The organism is Sedimenticola selenatireducens, assembly GCF_007625115.1.
Classification (GTDB): Bacteria; Pseudomonadota; Gammaproteobacteria; order Chromatiales; family Chromatiaceae; genus Sedimenticola; species Sedimenticola selenatireducens_A.
Window position 1 is genome coordinate 119297 of the sequence record NZ_VMNH01000023.1, and the last position, 17488, is coordinate 136784.

General features: G+C 50.3%; 14 protein-coding genes. All 14 read right to left on the bottom strand.

Annotated elements, in window-relative coordinates; translation table 11 throughout:
• Positions 1–2 precede the first annotated feature (2 nt).
• The gene (locus FHP88_RS15255; RefSeq protein WP_144359951.1) at positions 3–1106 is read right to left on the bottom strand and encodes a methyl-accepting chemotaxis protein; all 1104 of its coding nucleotides are present in this window, start codon (positions 1104–1106) and stop codon (positions 3–5) included.
• Positions 1107–1211: 105 nt separating this feature from the next.
• On the bottom strand, positions 1212–2516 hold the full coding sequence (locus FHP88_RS15260) for a DUF58 domain-containing protein (RefSeq protein ID WP_144359952.1): 1305 nt from the start codon (positions 2514–2516) through the stop codon (positions 1212–1214).
• The gene (locus tag FHP88_RS15265) at positions 2513–3511 is read right to left on the bottom strand and encodes a MoxR family ATPase (protein WP_335341538.1); all 999 of its coding nucleotides are present in this window, start codon (positions 3509–3511) and stop codon (positions 2513–2515) included. The genes FHP88_RS15260 and FHP88_RS15265 overlap by 4 nt, the downstream gene beginning before the upstream one ends.
• Positions 3512–3538: 27 nt before the next feature.
• The gene (locus tag FHP88_RS15270) at positions 3539–4717 is read right to left on the bottom strand and encodes a DUF4350 domain-containing protein (protein WP_144359953.1); all 1179 of its coding nucleotides are present in this window, start codon (positions 4715–4717) and stop codon (positions 3539–3541) included.
• The gene (locus FHP88_RS15275) at positions 4707–6206 is read right to left on the bottom strand and encodes a DUF4129 domain-containing protein (RefSeq protein ID WP_144359954.1); all 1500 of its coding nucleotides are present in this window, start codon (positions 6204–6206) and stop codon (positions 4707–4709) included. The genes FHP88_RS15270 and FHP88_RS15275 overlap by 11 nt, the downstream gene beginning before the upstream one ends.
• Positions 6193–7182, bottom strand: a complete 990-nt coding sequence (locus tag FHP88_RS15280; protein ID WP_144359955.1) for a stage II sporulation protein M — start codon at positions 7180–7182, stop codon at positions 6193–6195. The genes FHP88_RS15275 and FHP88_RS15280 overlap by 14 nt, the downstream gene beginning before the upstream one ends.
• A 1-nt stretch (position 7183) precedes the next feature.
• Entirely contained in the window at positions 7184–7861 is a 678-nt protein-coding gene (locus FHP88_RS15285; protein WP_144359956.1) for an RDD family protein, read from the bottom strand.
• A 10-nt stretch (positions 7862–7871) separates the two neighbouring features.
• Positions 7872–9161, bottom strand: coding sequence for a BPSS1780 family membrane protein (locus FHP88_RS15290; protein ID WP_144359957.1), 1290 nt, complete (start codon positions 9159–9161; stop codon positions 7872–7874).
• Positions 9162–9386: 225 nt separating this feature from the next.
• Entirely contained in the window at positions 9387–10451 is a 1065-nt protein-coding gene (fba, locus tag FHP88_RS15295; RefSeq protein WP_144359958.1) for a class II fructose-bisphosphate aldolase, read from the bottom strand.
• Positions 10452–10555: 104 nt separating this feature from the next.
• On the bottom strand, positions 10556–11989 hold the full coding sequence (gene pyk, locus FHP88_RS15300) for a pyruvate kinase (RefSeq protein WP_144359959.1): 1434 nt from the start codon (positions 11987–11989) through the stop codon (positions 10556–10558).
• A gap of 50 nt (positions 11990–12039) precedes the next feature.
• Positions 12040–13221 carry a phosphoglycerate kinase gene (locus FHP88_RS15305; protein ID WP_144359960.1) on the bottom strand — a complete coding sequence of 394 codons (1182 nt, stop codon included), beginning with the start codon at positions 13219–13221 and terminating at the stop codon, positions 12040–12042.
• Positions 13222–13399: 178 nt separating this feature from the next.
• Positions 13400–14398 carry a type I glyceraldehyde-3-phosphate dehydrogenase gene (gene gap, locus FHP88_RS15310; protein ID WP_144359961.1) on the bottom strand — a complete coding sequence of 333 codons (999 nt, stop codon included), beginning with the start codon at positions 14396–14398 and terminating at the stop codon, positions 13400–13402.
• A 90-nt stretch (positions 14399–14488) separates the two neighbouring features.
• Entirely contained in the window at positions 14489–16474 is a 1986-nt protein-coding gene (gene tkt / locus FHP88_RS15315) for a transketolase (protein WP_144359962.1), read from the bottom strand.
• A gap of 330 nt (positions 16475–16804) precedes the next feature.
• Positions 16805–17365: a thioredoxin family protein gene (locus FHP88_RS15320; protein ID WP_144359963.1), complete on the bottom strand. Its 561-nt coding sequence runs from the start codon at positions 17363–17365 to the stop codon at positions 16805–16807.
• Positions 17366–17488 lie beyond the last annotated feature (123 nt).

Genomic DNA, 17488 nt, shown 5'->3' on the forward strand with positions numbered 1-17488 from the left:
AATTAGCCTGTTCGTCTGGCATCATCCTCTACCTTATCCAATAATAAGAACACTTTTTGGCTACTCTCTTCCATGACATGGAAGGCCTGTAACAAGGCCGTATAGTTACGTGGACCTGCACCTAACAGCTCAAATACCCCTTTGGTCCCCTGATGCACTGCAGAGTGTGGATGCTCTATACCGTGGTAATGAGTGGAGTGGGAGAAATAGTTCTTACCATCACCTTCGTAGTACCACTTACCCAGTCGGCAGTTGTGGTGGTCCACAAAATCAAACGCCGGTTCATTCATATTCACTGAGAGATAGGTATTAACCTTCCAAAGGACATGATCCAGTTTCGCCAGACTCATGAAGACACTGTCGGTCATCACGTTCACATCAACAAAATAGGACTTCACACCCGCTCCCATCTCGGTCAGGTTTGCCTGGAACCCTGAAACCGCCGAAGAGACTCTACCAACCTTCTCAATAACCTGGGTCGAGGCTGTTGCAACCGACTTAACATTATCTTGCATCGCCTGAATAACATCATTAATCTCAGTAATCGCTGACTGGGTTTTATCCGCAAGCCCTCGCACCTCATCCGCCACAACCGCGAACCCTCTACCCTGCTCTCCAGCACGAGCTGCCTCAATTGCCGCGTTCAGCGCCAGCAGATTGGTCTGCTCTGCAATACCCTTGATCAGCGCCAGAATGGAACTGATCTCCCCAGCACGGGAAGACATACCCTCTACCGACTCACCGGATCGTCCTGATACCTCAGAAAGCGCATCCAAATCGCCCATGATTCCCTGAATGCTACTGGAAAGAGTGGAGAATTCACTATTCAATTCACCAAAACCGCTCAATGAGTGTTTAGCTGCATTGACGGATTCCGCCAGATTGCCCTGTATATCAAGCAATCCTGATTTTAAATTTTCATTTTCATAACGCATCAAGCTATCGAGTTGCGTTTCAGCATTAGCAGATCCACGTAAACTCTCCAATTCCACCTGCTGCGCTGAAACCTGACCTTTAAGCTGAGAAATCTCCTCGATCAGGCGATTATTTTCCTGTTCCAGCTCAGCCAACCTTTTTTTCTGCTCACCATTACCAAAAAGAGCCATCGGCACCCCCTAATGTCACCTTCCTTAGCGAATTTATCTGATTCCCGGATATAAGCCTATTAGCGTCAGGTGAATCTGAAACTGTAGCTAAAGGTACATTATTTGTTATAGCGCCCCTGAGGATTTGATCATCAAATAACCATTGACCAAGGCCACAGGCAATTGGGGCGCCTCAAGATCAAGCGTTATTGCACCCTGATATTTTAGGCGATCAAGGCTCTTGCGACGACTCTCCAGATACTCATTTACGGCATGAAATTGCAGCGCCCCATCAAGCTGTGACACGGGTCGCTGAAGCGTTTCATTCAGAAAAGACTCACGTAGATTAGCCACAACCACCAGATGCCTTCTTTTTAACAGTTGAACGGCCGATATAAGATCTCCATGGTCCTCATCCCGGGTATTGGTCAGAATCACGATCAATGCGCGGCGCTGTTGCAGTGAAAGGATCTGTTTTGCCGCCACTAGAAAATCGGCAGCCTCCTGTGAAGCAGTCAGATCATAGACCCGGGATAGAAGCTCTTTCACTACCCCGCTACCCTTATGTGGTGGCAACCAGCGATGCGGACCACCAAATGCCAGCATACCCACAGCATCTCCCTGTTGTGAGGCAACATGAGCCAATAACAGCATGGCATTCAGGGCCTGGTCCAGATGGACCCGGCCCGCTTCCGCATGACGCATACGCCGACCACAATCCAACAAGAAGAGTACTTGCTGATCCCGTTCATCCTGATACTCCTTCGAGATCAGTTTTCGATAGCGGGAAGTCGCCTTCCAATCAATCTGGCGCAGTGCATCACCCGACCGGTATTCACGCAGCTGATGAAAATCATTACCTTCACCCCGACGCTGGCGTCTTCTTACACCCATCTGACTCAAGCGATGGTCTGTGGCCAACAAGGCATAGCGGCCAATGGCCTGAAAATTGGGGAAGACCTTAACCCGGTCAAACAGTGGATACTCGTATGTCCTGTTCCAAAACCCCAGCGGTGAAAGCACCACAAGATCCACACAGCTGAACTCTGCATCACCCCGTCTGGATGGTTTAACTCGATACTGGACCTGCGCAGTACGCGCCACAGGTAGAACCAATGAGTATGGCATGGACTCAGCCTCAAACCAGGAGGGGTAGTGGTCATGAATTCGCAGCTTGAGTGGTGAGCTGCCCGCATTGGCCAACGTCAATACCAGCTTCGACCATACATCGACAGGAATACTATGACGCACAACACGCGTCACTGATACAGCCGGTGGCTTCCAGACTAGCAGTGCATCAAGCAGCACAACACCCAATGAAACAAAGACCAAAATCAACCAGGTCGTTGCCAATTGCGGGAAAAACGCCGCGACCAATGCCAACAGACTCATTACAACAGCAACACCAAGCAGTGACTTGGCTGGGGTCATATTCGCGGAGCTTCTACATTAACCAGGATATCCGCCAACACATCATCAGCCCGATAACCCTCTATTTCCAGATCGGTAGTGAGCTTCATCCGATGCCTCAGAACAGCCGGTGCCACCGCCTTTACATCATCGGGAGTCACGAAATGATTGCCTGACAGCAAGGCATTGGCTCTGGCAGCACGCAGCAAAGCAATGCTGCCACGAGGGCCAGGCCCCACTTCCACACCACTCCAATCGCGGGCTGTCCGCACAATCCGCACAGCGTAAGCAATAATCTGATCATCTACCCTAAGATTGGCCGCATACTGTTGTAATTGCACAATCTGTTGCGGCTCAAGCAGTTGATTAACTGCTGATATATCCAGCAGATCGCCCACTGCCCCCTGTGTGACATGCTGTACCAGCGCCTGCTCATCATCCTGCGTGGGATAGTCAATAAACACCTTCAATAGAAAACGATCAAGCTGTGCCTGAGGCAGGGGATACGTGCCTTCCTGTTCGATAGGATTTTGGGTAGCCAACACTAAAAACGGACGTTCTAACGCATAGGAGGTACCCTCAATGGTTACCTGCTGTTCTTGCATCACCTCCAGCAAGGCCGATTGGGTTTTGGCCGGGGCCCGATTAATCTCATCTGCCAACAGAAAGTTACAGAAAACGGGCCCCTTACGCACACGAAAGGCATCCCTTTTCATATCAAACATCACATGTCCACTGATGTCACTGGGCATCAAATCCGGGGTGAACTGCACCCGACTGAAACGCCCACCAACGGCTGCCGCCAAAGCGCGTACCAGCAAAGTCTTACCTAACCCAGGCACACCTTCCACTAGCACATGACCAGCCGCCAACAGACCGATGACTACTTCACGGATCACCACCCTCTGCCCAATGACCGCGCGCTGAATTTCGCGTTCCAACCCCTGAACTTGAGCCACAATCTCTGGCGCTATCTCGGCTTCAGGCTCTGCTGCCATATTTCCCTCGTCAGTCACTTTCATCCTCCCCTTATGCCCTACCTGCTATTTGAATAACGCGGCGACAAGTTTCTGCTGTATTGCCGTTACTTGAATAAATTCATGCTCACCCTGGTAACTACCATACAGGGCACGTTCAACGGCGTGCTGTGTCATATCAATATGATCGGCAATCCAGTGACAGCGCTCTGCTTGTTGCATATTCACTAAGACCGGATGCCTGCGTAGCCAGCTCTGCTCTAAAGCCGCCTGAGCGTTTTTGAATGTTTCAGCGGCCTTGTCTGTACGCCAAAGGTAGTGGCCCACTGCAGTTAGGTGTTCCATCAGATTACGCCTAATCTCGTGCCTATTCTCGAGAAGGGGGCCGCTACGTTGGGTCAGTGACCACATCAACAGCACGAAAAGAGTGCATAGAGAAATCATCAGCGCTGTCGCGTGCCGCCAAAGCAACTGGATCAATGACGGCATATCACTGCTATAAAGTAACCAGACATGGGGCAGGTCATTTGCCAGCCGGGCCAAAAAAAGGGCGTGATCATGCTCACCAATCTGATCATTAGTAAAAATAACCAGATCACTCAACACCGTGACCTTTCCCTGCCCAATATCAAATTGCAGGAGATGGGCACCTTCGTCGGTTTCGACCTGCCAATCTGCATGTCCCGCACTATCGAACAACGTATACTTATCCGTAAATGCCACGGCAATCTCACCGGGGAGATCAGACATTTCAAATATCACCGGCAGTAACTTATCGGACTGATCTATTTTTATCGTAGCCGCAACATCTTGCTCATCAACTTCGGCCTTCTCATACCGATTGATCTCTACTCCCAGATATTCGAACAGGCTATTGCTACGCCCTTCATCATCCAGACTCTTTTCAGGAGCGATAACCAGATGGCCGCCACGACCCACCCATTCCAGCAGCAAGGTCTGTCGCTCTTCAGGAAGAGAGCTGCCAAGTCGACTGACTACTAGCAAGCCCGGATCTACAGGTGGATTCAATAGATAATCACGTCCACTGATACTCTCACTTGCCTTGCCCAAACGTTGCAGAAAGAGATCGGCGGCCAACATTGAATTTCGCTTTGCCAATGGCGATACATCGGCCTTGATTTCTCGACTCTTCTGCTCATGATTGGCAAAAAACCACTGCACCCACCAACCCAGTAGAAGCAGCAACAACAAACCGATGATGGTGAGGACCACTTTAGTCCGCATGCTTAACTACTCCACCAAACAGCCGGTCCCAATGATTACAAAAAGCCACAACCTCATCTTCGCTCGGGGTTTGGTGATCATAGGCGAGTTGAATCCAGACCGGCGTCAGAACAGCAAAGAAATCAGAAAGTGGTCCGGGACAATTCGCCTGAACCAGTTCAAGACACTCTTGTTCTGTTGCACTACCGGGTACTTCAAGCTGATCCTGCTCAAGCAATGCCACCAATGCGCCACGATAGAGCAAACTCAACGCCGCTCTAATCTGCCCAAGATTAACAAGTCGCTGACACTCTGCCGTGATGTCAGGCGGTAGGCTTTCTGTGTCCATAGCCAACCCAAATAACGTAACAGGTCGGGATATTGATTTAGCTTTCCCTCGGCCATTGATGGCCCACTCGCCACGATTAGCCAATGCCTTATAGATTAGCCAAGCCAGTAAAAAACCGGCCGTCACCAATAGAACCCCTTTTCCAAATGCAGCAAAACCCTGGGTAAAGCCCTCCAGTGCAGAGAGGATCCATTCCATTAGCCAACCCAGATCTGCATCACTCTTCTCTTTGTCGATCGGATTCCAATAGGTGATGACCTTCTTTTTGCCAAATACTTCATCGGTAAGTACCGCTTCAATATGGCTCTTTGCCTGATCGCGGCTCAGGGTCTCCGCCTCCACATAAGAAGGCGTAAAAAACAGCCCCACAAACATGACACTCAACAGTGAGATTATGGCCAAGGTCGGTGCCGCTGCTTTTTGTTTGGATGCTCTATTCATGAGTTGGCGAAAATCGATCTCAATATCCCACGCCTCTAATTCTGTCCGCCGAGTGAGATAGAGACCAAAACCACCGGCCACGTAAAAAGGGGCTATCAGTGACATAGCAAGAATATCGCCGACGTGTTGCAACCACTGCTCAAGATTTCCAGGCTGCAATAGGAACGCATCAATATCCAACCACTGAAGCTCCTCAGGCAGCATGACAACAATCAGCAGTATGCACGAAACCTCCAGGGCAATTTCAAAATGAGCGCCCACGATGGTCAGCCACACACTCCCCTGCTGACCACGACCCAATACAGCAATACGCTTTTTTCGAGCCTTACCTTTCAAGCCTTCGAGTACAGACACCGGCATACTAAATGAACGATTAAGATTTAACCGACGCCAGGTGAGATTATTAAGCAATTGAGGCCAGACAATGTTCCAACCTCGCTTGAGTACAGACGACAAACTGACTCGCTCTCCAAACAGTGCCCGACTCATCCAGAAGAGTAACATCGGCTCATACATTGGCTTGCACCACCAGAAGATCAAGATCACCCATACCGGCTCATCCGGCAGCAGCAACACCGCTAACAGATAGACAGGAAGAGCCACAGCCATCCAGAGTAACCACAACGGGAGAAACCATGCCCTCGCCATCGTAAAGCCGAGATCAATCGCTTCCCAGGGTGTTCTTGGTCTCACCTTGACCGCAATTTTATCCAGCTCCATGCGATCCCCTCCCGGCAAATCCAAGGTAGAGCGCAACAAACAGCCACAGAATCGCCGCAACACTATACTTAACCACTATCGCGGCATCACTCGAAGACCAAAACGCCTCAATAAATGCCGCCACTAATAACATCAGTGCCGCACCCATCACCAGTTTCAGGGCATCTGCCGCTCGCCACTTCAATGATTCAATCCGCGTACGCTGTCCGGGTGCAATCAGTGCGTGCCCGAGCATCAAACCCGAAGCGCCACAAATCACAATGGCCGTTAGCTCAAAAGAGCCATGTCCGCTTACAAAGGGCCAAAAAGTATCCTGATAACCCATGCGTGTTAAATGCCCTGCCACGGCCCCTATAAAGACACCGTTAAAGAGCAGCAGCAACATTGAGCCAATACCGAACAGCATGCCGCCCGCAAAGGTACGAAATCCAATGCCAATATTGTTTGAAATGTAGTGTCCGAACATCAACATATCGGTCTCAGCACTGCGATCCAACGCCCGCCCCGGCTTTCTGTTTGAAGGATCGTACATCGCCTCCATTTGTGCCACCTGGGCATCATCCATCACACTGTAGATCAGTTCAGAGTTGAAATAGCAGTAGCCACCCACCAACAGACCCGGCGCTAATAGGAGAAAGGTTGCGATCCAGAAGTAGGCGATATGTTTTCTAAAGACTTGTGGGAAACCAACGCTGACAAAGATAACCAAGCGCCATAGGTGGGCACCGCGCCCTTTATAGAGATGGCGATGCCCACGCACAATCAACTCATGCAACTCCATCTCCAGGGCAGGGCTGTAATGACGACTGCAGACCAATGCATAGTGATTACAAACAGCACGATAGAGTTTTGGTAAACAACCGGTTGCTACGGAGTTGAGTTGGCGTTTTCGCCTTGGGCGATCAAGATCATTCAGTACATGACGTAACTGTTCCCAATCATCCCGATGGTGTTGCTCAAACGCGCGTTGTCGCACGCTAACGTCCCTGCGCCAGCCAGCTGGCGTAGGCGTGAAGCTCGGCAACCGCCTCTTCACCCTTTCTATCTGTCAGATCAGACAGTATCTCGGCCAATTCAATACGACGATCTGATGTCAATACAGCAGAACGTTCGGCAAACGCCAACAGGGTCCGGCCTCCATCACGCATCATTGCCTGGGGCGGATGCAATGGTTTAACACTCGGCAACTCAGGACGCACGCCAACCTTATCCCGATAGACTACGATCGAACCGGCGGCCAGATCGCCCAACCGCTTGAAGTTCTGATTCAACAACATGGAAATCAGTCCCGTAGCATAGAGAAAAGGCAAAAAATCGGCTGTTCTGAGGAGATTCCTGATTAACGATGCAGACCAGGCTATTGGTGTACCATCATCATGGATTACCTCCAGTCCCATGGCCTTTTTTCCCGGTGTGGCACCCTGACGTAACTCAAAAACAACCGGATAGAACCATTCAATCAAAAAGAAAATAATTAGCGTTACGCCAAGCCCCAAACCACCCATAAATGAAAAAGGAATGGCAATAGCCAGATAGAGACCCGCGCGTATTAACAGATCAATAGCCCAGGCACAGGCCCGAACCACGGGACCGGCAACCCGAAAGCCCAGCTCGATACCTTCTGGTATCTCATAACGGCGAGCGGTATCAAGCATTCATCAATAGTCAGTTGTAATAAATATCGCGATAGGCCGTATAAATTGAAGCCGTGATAACAGGCATGACCACTAACAGGCCAAGGCCAACCGGAATACTCCCGATGACAAAAATGATCATCATCACAATACCGTAAATCAGGAACGGCAGAATATTTTTTAGGCAACCAGCAAAGCTCAATTTCATAGCCTCTATGGCTGAGAGTCCTTCCATGGCAATCAGCGCCGGGGCAAACCAGTACGCCATCATCAAGGGTATTGAGAGACCAAAGGCCACCAATATCATCAGGATCACGGAACCCACGCCCGCCGCAGATGAAAGCATGGTTGGATCGGGATTCTCCATCGACTCCATCCCACCCATCATGCCGAACATCACACCGCCACCAAACAGGGTCATGACAAACATGATAATGATAAAGCCAACCAGATAAAGCAGACCCACCAGCACCAGCTGCCCAACACTGGAGGAGAAACCTGCAAACAGATGGCTGATCTCAAAATCGTCGCCATGATCCTGGGCTGCACAGCCCAACATAAATCCCGCAAGGACGACTGGGGAGAAGAGTGTAATGGCTAATGAGCCAATGAAAGGAACCATACTGACCGCAAGCGAAATAACGACCCAAATCACTATCGTTAGAATCCAGGCCAGTGGATTTTGCTTGAAGTGCCAAAACCCTCGAGTGATCCATTCCCACCCATGTCCCGCGGAATGTGACACCGGGTCCGACAACTCCCCCGCCAACGCACCAGATACCAAGTCAGCTTCTGGTGCGGCGTAAGGATCACGTACCCCCTGTGCTTGTCCAGTTTGATCGTCAGATGTCCACTCAGTATTAAGCGCCTCATTTTCAGCCTCTGCGGCCTGTCTGGCCAGAAACTTGGAGAGCACAATACCGCAGGCAAGGCAGTTATCGCCCTCGACTCTATCAGAGCCACATTTTGGACAACGGGGCTTTTTCGGTTTACTGGGTTCAGCCACTACAGCAGCAGGCTCACTTTTTGGAGCCTCCTCTTTACCGTCCAGAGGCACCAAAGAGAGTCCATCCAACCCCGAAGCCTGCGCCATCGGTTCCAGCCTTACAATCATGCCGATTGATTCAAGTGCCTGCAGATACTTTTCAGCTTTGGCCTTTTCCAGATCTTTTTTTAAAGTAAGATCTTTTGTTGAGGAGAGTACCTTTCTCGCCTTATCTTCTGATACCTTGAAGCGCTGACAGAAACTGGCAATCACCTCACGCTTTTCCATCCCTAAACGCAACTGTCCAGTGTAGACCACTCGGTAAAGTTCCCCCACGTTCCCGCTCCTCTCTTTGGTTCAATGCTTGCTTGACCTGCTTCCGCCTCAGATTGACTGAGTGGCCATCTGGTAAACCGGTGCTCTTTACTATGAATATCTCTACATATCGAGGCACTATCAATGAATTCTATGTCAAGGAAGTGAAAATCTAAATCTTAATTCCCATAAAAAAGGGGCGCCTTTTGGGCGCCCCTTCTAAAAAATGCTCATTAAGCACTCAATTTAGCTGATTTTTGGATCCAGCTCTCCACTTTCATAGAGCGCAAACATGGTCTCCAGAGATTGGGCTTTAACCTTTGAACCATGACCGCTACAACCAAAGGCCTCATAGCGAGCCTTACAGATCTCTTTCATTCCTTTGGTCGCCTCTTTCAGGAACTTCCGCGGATCAAAGTTAGCGGCATTTTCATGTAGATGACGGCGAATTGATCCGGTTGAGGCCATACGCAGATCGGTGTCGATATTCACTTTACGCACACCGTGCTTGATACCTTCAACGATCTCTTCAACAGGTACACCATAGGTCTGCCCCATGTCGCCACCGAAGTTATTGATGATCGCCAGCCAATCCTGCGGTACGGAAGAAGAGCCATGCATCACCAGATGGGTATTAGGAATACGCTGATGGATCTCTTTGATTCGATCGATGCGTAATACCTCTCCAGTAGGTTTCTTGGTGAACTTATAGGCACCGTGAGAGGTACCGATGGCAATAGCCAGCGCATCAACCTGAGTCAGCTTTACGAAATCAGCTGCCTGCTCTGGATCGGTCAGCAGCTGATCCATATCCAACTTACCTTCAGCTCCGATGCCATCTTCTTCACCGGCTTCACCCGTCTCAAGCGAGCCCAAACAGCCCAGTTCACCCTCAACGGAGACACCACCGGCATGGGCCATCTCAACCACTCTACGCGTCACGTCGACGTTATATTCATAGGATGAAGGCGTCTTGCCGTTATCCAGCAGGGAACCGTCCATCATGACCGACGAAAAACCAGACTGAATAGAACGTAGACAGACGGCAGGCGAAGTACCGTGATCCTGGTGCATAACAATAGGGATATGTGGATAGGCCTCTAAAGCTGCAAGAATCAGATGTCGCAGGAATGTTTCACCCGCATAAGCACGTGCACCCGCAGAGCCCTGCATAATCACGGGACTATCGGTTTCGTCCGCCGCCTGCATAATGGCGTGTACCTGCTCCATATTATTAACGTTGAAAGCTGGCATACCAAATTGGTTTTCGGCAGCATAGTCCAGCAGTTGTCGCATGGAAATCAGAGGCATGATTTTCTCCTTCTTAATAAATTTTTAAATCCGCCAGTTATGAATTATATCTGGCTCTGTATCCGTATCCTGTTCAAGCAGTAATTAATGCCCGATCGGCATGCTCAACAGTGTTCACCTACCCGTAAAATCTTCATGACGTTAGTGCCACCCATCACTCCATTGGTGTCACCTTTGGTAATAATGATCAAATCACCATTGCGCACGGCACCGCGCTGTAACATCTCACTAACGATGGCCTTGTTAATATCTTGATTATCCGAGCTTGATATGTCGAAGCTAACGGGGTAGACACCACGGAAAAGCGTAACTTTTCGGCGCGTAGCCACGTGAGAAGTCAATGCATAAATCGGAATGCCTGAACTGATTCTTGACATCCACATTGGCGTATAACCAGTCTCTGTCCAGGCCGCAATGGCCGCCACGTTCAGGTGGTTGGCTGTATACATTGCGGCCATGGCAATCGCTTCATCGATACGGCCAAAAACGCTGTTCAGTCGATGGTGTGATTTGAGTACCTTGCGCTGTTTTTCCGCTTCGCGACAGATCTTGCTCATTGCCTCGACAGTCTGCACCGGATATTTACCTGCAGCAGTTTCTGCAGAGAGCATTACGGCATCGGTACCATCCAACACTGCATTCGCAACATCAAACACCTCTGCCCGTGTTGGAATCGGATGTTCAATCATTGACTCCATCATCTGGGTTGCTGTGATTGCCACTTTGTTACGTGAGCGGGCCTGTCTAATCAGACGTTTCTGTACGGCAGGCAACTCTGCATCACCAATCTCCACACCGAGATCACCACGAGCGATCATGATCGCCTCAGAGGCCTCAATAATCGGTTCTATTACTTCCAGTGCTTCAGCACGCTCGATCTTCGAGACGATACCGCCTGTACCACCCGCCTCACGCAACAACATCCGTGCTTCATCAACATCGTCGGCGCTGCGTACAAAAGAGACCGCCAAATAATCGGCCTCAATACTCGCCGCAAATCGGATATCTTCTTTATCTTTTTCGGTCAGTGCTGGCGCTGAAAGTCCGCCACCCTGTTTATTGATACCTTTGCTATTGGAGAGCTCACCACCTGTCACCACCTTACAGAAGATCTCAATGTCCGAGACTTCATTAACCCAAAGGACGATGGCACCATCAGCCAAGACCAGGGTATCTCCACGCTTGATATCTTTTATCAATTCGGGGAATGTCATTCCAACCCGCGTTTGATCCCCGTCTTTTGCTCCACACTGTGTATCCAGTATGAAGGGATCATCAGTCTGTAGCTCAATCTTCCCCTGCTTAAATCCCGTAATCCTGATCTTGGGCCCCTGCAAATCAACCAGCACACCGACCTGACGCCCACTGGCCCTAGCCCGGTCACGCACACTCTCTGCACGTCGACGATGTTCTTCATGGGTACCGTGGGAAAGATTGAGCCGTACCACATCCACGCCGGCACCAATCAGTTGATCCAACACCTTGGGGTCGTCTGTTGCTGGCCCCAGTGTCGCCAATATCTTTGTTCTTCTTAACATAGTGTCTCCGGGATCACCGCTGAATCCTCACAGCGATGATCCCTCATGATTTATCCTGCCGCTCGGGTCTCCAGCATCTCTACAGCAGGCAGTTTCTTGCCTTCCAGGAATTCCAGGAAGGCACCACCACCCGTTGAGATATAAGAGACGCGGTCAGCAATCTCATATTTATCCACAGCGGCTAAGGTATCGCCGCCACCCGCAATTGAGAAGGCCGCCGATTCTGCAATAGCCAAACCTAGCGTCTGCGTACCTGCTCCGAACTGGTCAAACTCAAAAACACCTACCGGGCCATTCCAGACAATGGTTCCAGCAGACTTCATCATATCGGCAAAACGAGCGGCGGTCTCAGGGCCGATATCAAAAATCATATCGTCATCCGCCACATCTTCCACCCGCTTGACCGTGGCTTCAGCCGATTCTGAAAACGCCTTGCCGCATACCACATCGGTCGGCACCGGAATCTCGCCGCCTTTAGATTTAGCCACTTCCATCAGTCGTTTGGCCTCTGGAATCAGATCAGCCTCATAAAGTGACTTACCTACATTGTACCCAGCTGCAGCAATAAACGTATTGGCAATACCACCACCGGGTATCAGCTGATCTACAATCTTTGAAAGCGCATCCAACACCGTTAGTTTTGTGGAGACTTTTGAGCCGCCGACAATCGCCGCCATTGGGCGTGCAGGGTTATCCAATGCCTTGCCAAGTGCCTCAAGTTCGCCTGCGAGTAGCGGTCCGGCACAAGCTGTAGGTGCATAGGTACCAGCGCCGTGAGTGGAAGCTTGCGCACGATGCGCTGTTCCAAAGGCATCCATTACATAGATATCACACAGTGCCGCATACTGCTTTGAAAGGGCCTCATCATTCTTCTTTTCACCTACATTGAAGCGAACGTTCTCAAGCAGCACCACATCGCCATTATTCAGCACCGGACTGTTCTGCAAATAGTCACTGACCAGCTTCACCTCTTTTCCAAATGCCTCTGAAAGGTAGCTTGCAACAGGTGCGAGTGAAAACTCCTCTGCATACTCACCCTCAGTCGGACGACCCAGATGGGACATCAGCATGACCTGAGCACCTGCTTTGATACAGTGTTCAATCGTGGGAATGGAAGCCTGGATTCTTTTAGCTGAAGCCACCTTACCTTCTTTGATTGGCACGTTCAGATCCTGACGGATCAACACCCTCTTACCGGCCAGGTCAAGGTCAGTCATCTTTATAACGGACATGGAAGAATCTCCTACGAGCAACTGTTTAATATTAAAAAGGAATTAGGTGAAAGGATTATTTCAACTAAGGCCTCTCTTACAGCAAATGAGTGCCCCGGTGTGAAATAACAGGCACCGGGGCATCATTCTCTTCTACCGACCGACACAAGACAGCATGTCAGTCGGGTATGACGGTAGTTCAGCTCTGCATAACACGAATCATCTCCAGTACCTTGCTGGAGTAACCCCACTCATTGTCATACCAGGAGACCACTTTCACAAAGGTGCTATCCAGTGCAATACCAGCGCCTTCGTCGAAGGTAGATGTGCAGGACTCACCACGAAAATCGGTTGAAACCACTTTTTCATTGGTATAACCGAGAACGCCTTTCATGTTGCCTTCTGAGGCATCCTTCATGGCATTACAGATATCTTCATAAGAGGCTTCACTGTTGAGCTCGACGGTCAGATCTACAACAGACACATCAGAGGTCGGCACGCGGATAGACATACCGGTCAGCAGGCCATTCAGTTCAGGAATAACCTTGCCCACCGCCTTTGCAGCACCGGTGGATGAAGGGATCATGTTCTCGAGGATGCCACGACCACCGCGCCAGTCCTTCATGGAAGGACCATCAACGGTTTTCTGGGTAGCGGTTGCTGCGTGCACAGTGGTCATCAGACCACGCTTGATACCAAAACTATCATTCAGGACCTTGGCAATCGGTGCCAGGCAGTTGGTGGTACAGGAAGCGTTAGAGATGATGGTCTCGCCAGCATACTTGTCATGGTTCACGCCATACACAAACATCGGGGTGTCATCTTTACTCGGAGCACTCTGGATAACCTTTTTGGCGCCAGCTTGGATGTGTTTTTCGCAGGTCTCTTTGGTCAGGAACAGACCGGTAGACTCAACAACCACATCTGCACCCACCTCATTCCATTTCAGGTTGGCTGGATCACGCTCGGCGGTCAGACGAATCCGGTTACCGTTGACAATCAGCGTATTGCCATCAACGGAGACATCACCTTTGAAGCGACCATGTACCGAATCATACTTCAGCATGTATGCCAGATAATCGGGATCCAACAGGTCATTGATACCAACAATTTCGATATCTGAAAAATCCTGAACTGCCGCACGGAATACCATACGCCCGATTCGACCAAAACCGTTAATGCCTACTTTGATAGTCATTAGACAAACCTCCAAATAATTGTATTACTACTATTTAAAATCAAAATCGAGGGGCAGATTCCCACTGCCCCTTTTATATTCCCATCAGTTTCAGAGCGTCTCTTCCACTGCCTTGACAACATTCTCAACCGTGAAGCCAAATTCTTTGAAGAGCTGATCCGCTGGTGCGGACTCACCAAAATGATCGATACCCACCACCTTTTGCGCATACTTGTACCAGCTGGCGGTGACACCGGCTTCAACGGCCACGCGTGCGGTCACAGCGGCAGGCAGTACCGATTCACGATAGGCCGCATCTTGTGATTCAAAGGCGTCAACAGAGGGCATGGAAACGACCCGGATCTTTTTTCCTTTACCGGACAATTCTGTCGCTGCATCAACCGCAAGACCCACTTCAGAACCCGTGGCAAGAATGATTGCATCAGGCGTTCCATCACAGTCACGCAAAACATAACCACCCTTGGCAATATCAGCAATCTGCTGCGCTGAGCGCTGCATGAAGGGTAGACCCTGACGTGAGAAGATCAATGATGATGGGCCATCTTGTCTTTCAATAGCCGACTTCCAGGCAACCGCCGTCTCAACCGTGTCACAGGGACGCCACAACGCCATGTTGGGGATCATGCGCATGGTGGCGATCTGCTCAACCGGCTGATGAGTCGGTCCATCTTCACCCAGGCCGATTGAGTCATGGGTGTAAACAAAGATAGAGCGCTGCTTCATCAGGGCCGCCATGCGCAGGGCATTTCGTGCATATTCCGAGAACATCAGGAAAGTTGCGCCAAACGGAATAAGGCCACCGTGCAAAGCCACACCGTTCATGATGGCTGACATGCCAAATTCACGTACACCATAATTGATGTAGTTGGACTTGGGGGTCTCTGCACGCATCGGTTTGTAGCCAGACCATTCAGTAAGGTTGGAGCAACCCAGGTCAGCAGAACCACCAAACAGCTCGGGTAACAGGGCTGCATAACCTTCAATGGCAGCCAGTGATGCCTGACGTGTTGCCGGGCTTTTTGCCTCTTCATTCATTTGCGCAACAAAGGCATCTGACTTTGCAGACCAGTCTTCAGGCAGATCACCTGCCATCCGGCGTTTGAACTCAGCCGCCAATTCTGGGTGTGCTGCTTGGTAGGTGGCGAATTTACTGTTCCAGTTAGCCTCAGCTGCAGCGCCTTTCTCTTTGGCATCCCAGCCGGCATAGACATCCGCTGGCACATCAAAGGCTGCGTGATCCCAACCCAACGCAGCCTTGGTCAAATTAATCTCTTCTTGACCTAAGGGCGCACCATGGCAGGCATGACTGCCAGCCTTATTCGGCGAACCAAAACCGATAGTGGTCTTGCAGCAGATCATGGTTGGCTTATCAGTCATCGCCTTGGCGAATTCCAATGCCTTGTTGATCGCTTCGGGATCATGTCCGTCCACGTCAGCAATGACATGCCAGCCGTAAGCTTCAAAACGCTTGGGCGTATCATCAGAGAACCAGCCATCCACATGACCATCGATAGAGATGCCGTTGTCATCCCAGAAGGCGATCAGCTTACCCAGACCCAGGGTGCCAGCCAGTGAGCAAGCCTCATGTGAAATGCCTTCCATCAGACAACCGTCACCCAGGAACACATAGGTGTTGTGATCAACCACAGTGTGGCCGTCACGATTGAATTCAGCCGCCAGTGCACGCTCTGCAATCGCCATACCGACGGCATTGGTGATGCCCTGTCCGAGTGGACCGGTAGTGGTCTCTACGCCTGGGGCATAACCATACTCGGGATGACCCGGGGTTTTTGAATGCAGCTGACGAAACTGTTTCAGATCATCAATACTCAGATCGTAGCCGGTCAGATGCAACAAGGAGTAGATGAGCATCGAGCCATGTCCATTGGAGAGCACAAAGCGATCCCTGTCGGCCCATTTTGGGTTAGCCGGATTGTGCTTCATGTAATCGTTCCAGAGCACCTCGGCAATGTCTGCCATGCCCATCGGGGCTCCCGGATGGCCGGAATTGGCCTTCTGGACCGCGTCCATACTGAGTGCACGAACGGCGTTTGCAAGATTTCTGCGTGAGGACATGTGTCTCTCCTGTCTAAAGGATGGTTAAGTAATTCTGTCTTGTTGTCGAAGGGATCAACCGCATCGCCGGTTCGACTGAAACCGCCCACTTAATTCAGTTGGCGTTTTCACACTCTATTCATTGGTTCGTCGTTTATCCCTGTTGAAGTGGATGTAAATCGACTTTCAGCACCCTTTCTTGTCACCGCAGAAGAGGCGCAGCGGGGATGTCATTCTTGCGCCATCGATCCTGCGGAGCAAGTCAGATCCACTTATGGGGGTAAAAAAACCCCTAAAACAAAAACTAACCCACTGATTTTTAAATGTTATATCAGGTCAGTTCTAGATAAATCACACGGTATCTTTCCACTTGATTGAACAGCCCATGCTGGGAATTTGTTCTTTCGGCCCTGCTCCTGTCTCAGCAACCTGCTGCATCGCCTCAAACAGATCTCGCCTGACATCAGCAGGGGCCGCCTCTTTTCGGCTGGCATCCAATCGTCCGCGGTACTGCAATTTCAGGTCGGCATTATAGCCAAAGAAATCGGGGGTGCAGACAGCACCGTAAGCCTTGGCGACAGACTGACGCTCATCCAGCAGATAGGGAAATGGATACTGATAGGTTTCCGCAATCCGAATCATATTCTCAAAAGAGTCTTCTTCATAATCAGCTGGATCATTTGACATGATCGCCACACTGTTAATACCGAGTGTCTTCAACTCCAGCGCATCGCGTACGATACGGTCGCGCACTGACTTCACATAGGGGCAGTGATTACAGATAAACATCACCAGTAGACCCTTTTCGCCCCGGCACATATCCAGCGTCCACTGCCCGCCATCCACACCCGGAAGCGTAAAATCGATAGCTGGAGCACCAAATTCACAGACCGGAGTTTCCAGTGAAGCCATATGGTCTACCCTATATTAATTGGCGCAAAATCAACGGAACATAATCCTACCTTAAAAAAATGGCTAGAATCATATAAAATTCTTATGGAAGTCATTACCGTGGATTAATTGACTTTAAGCCGG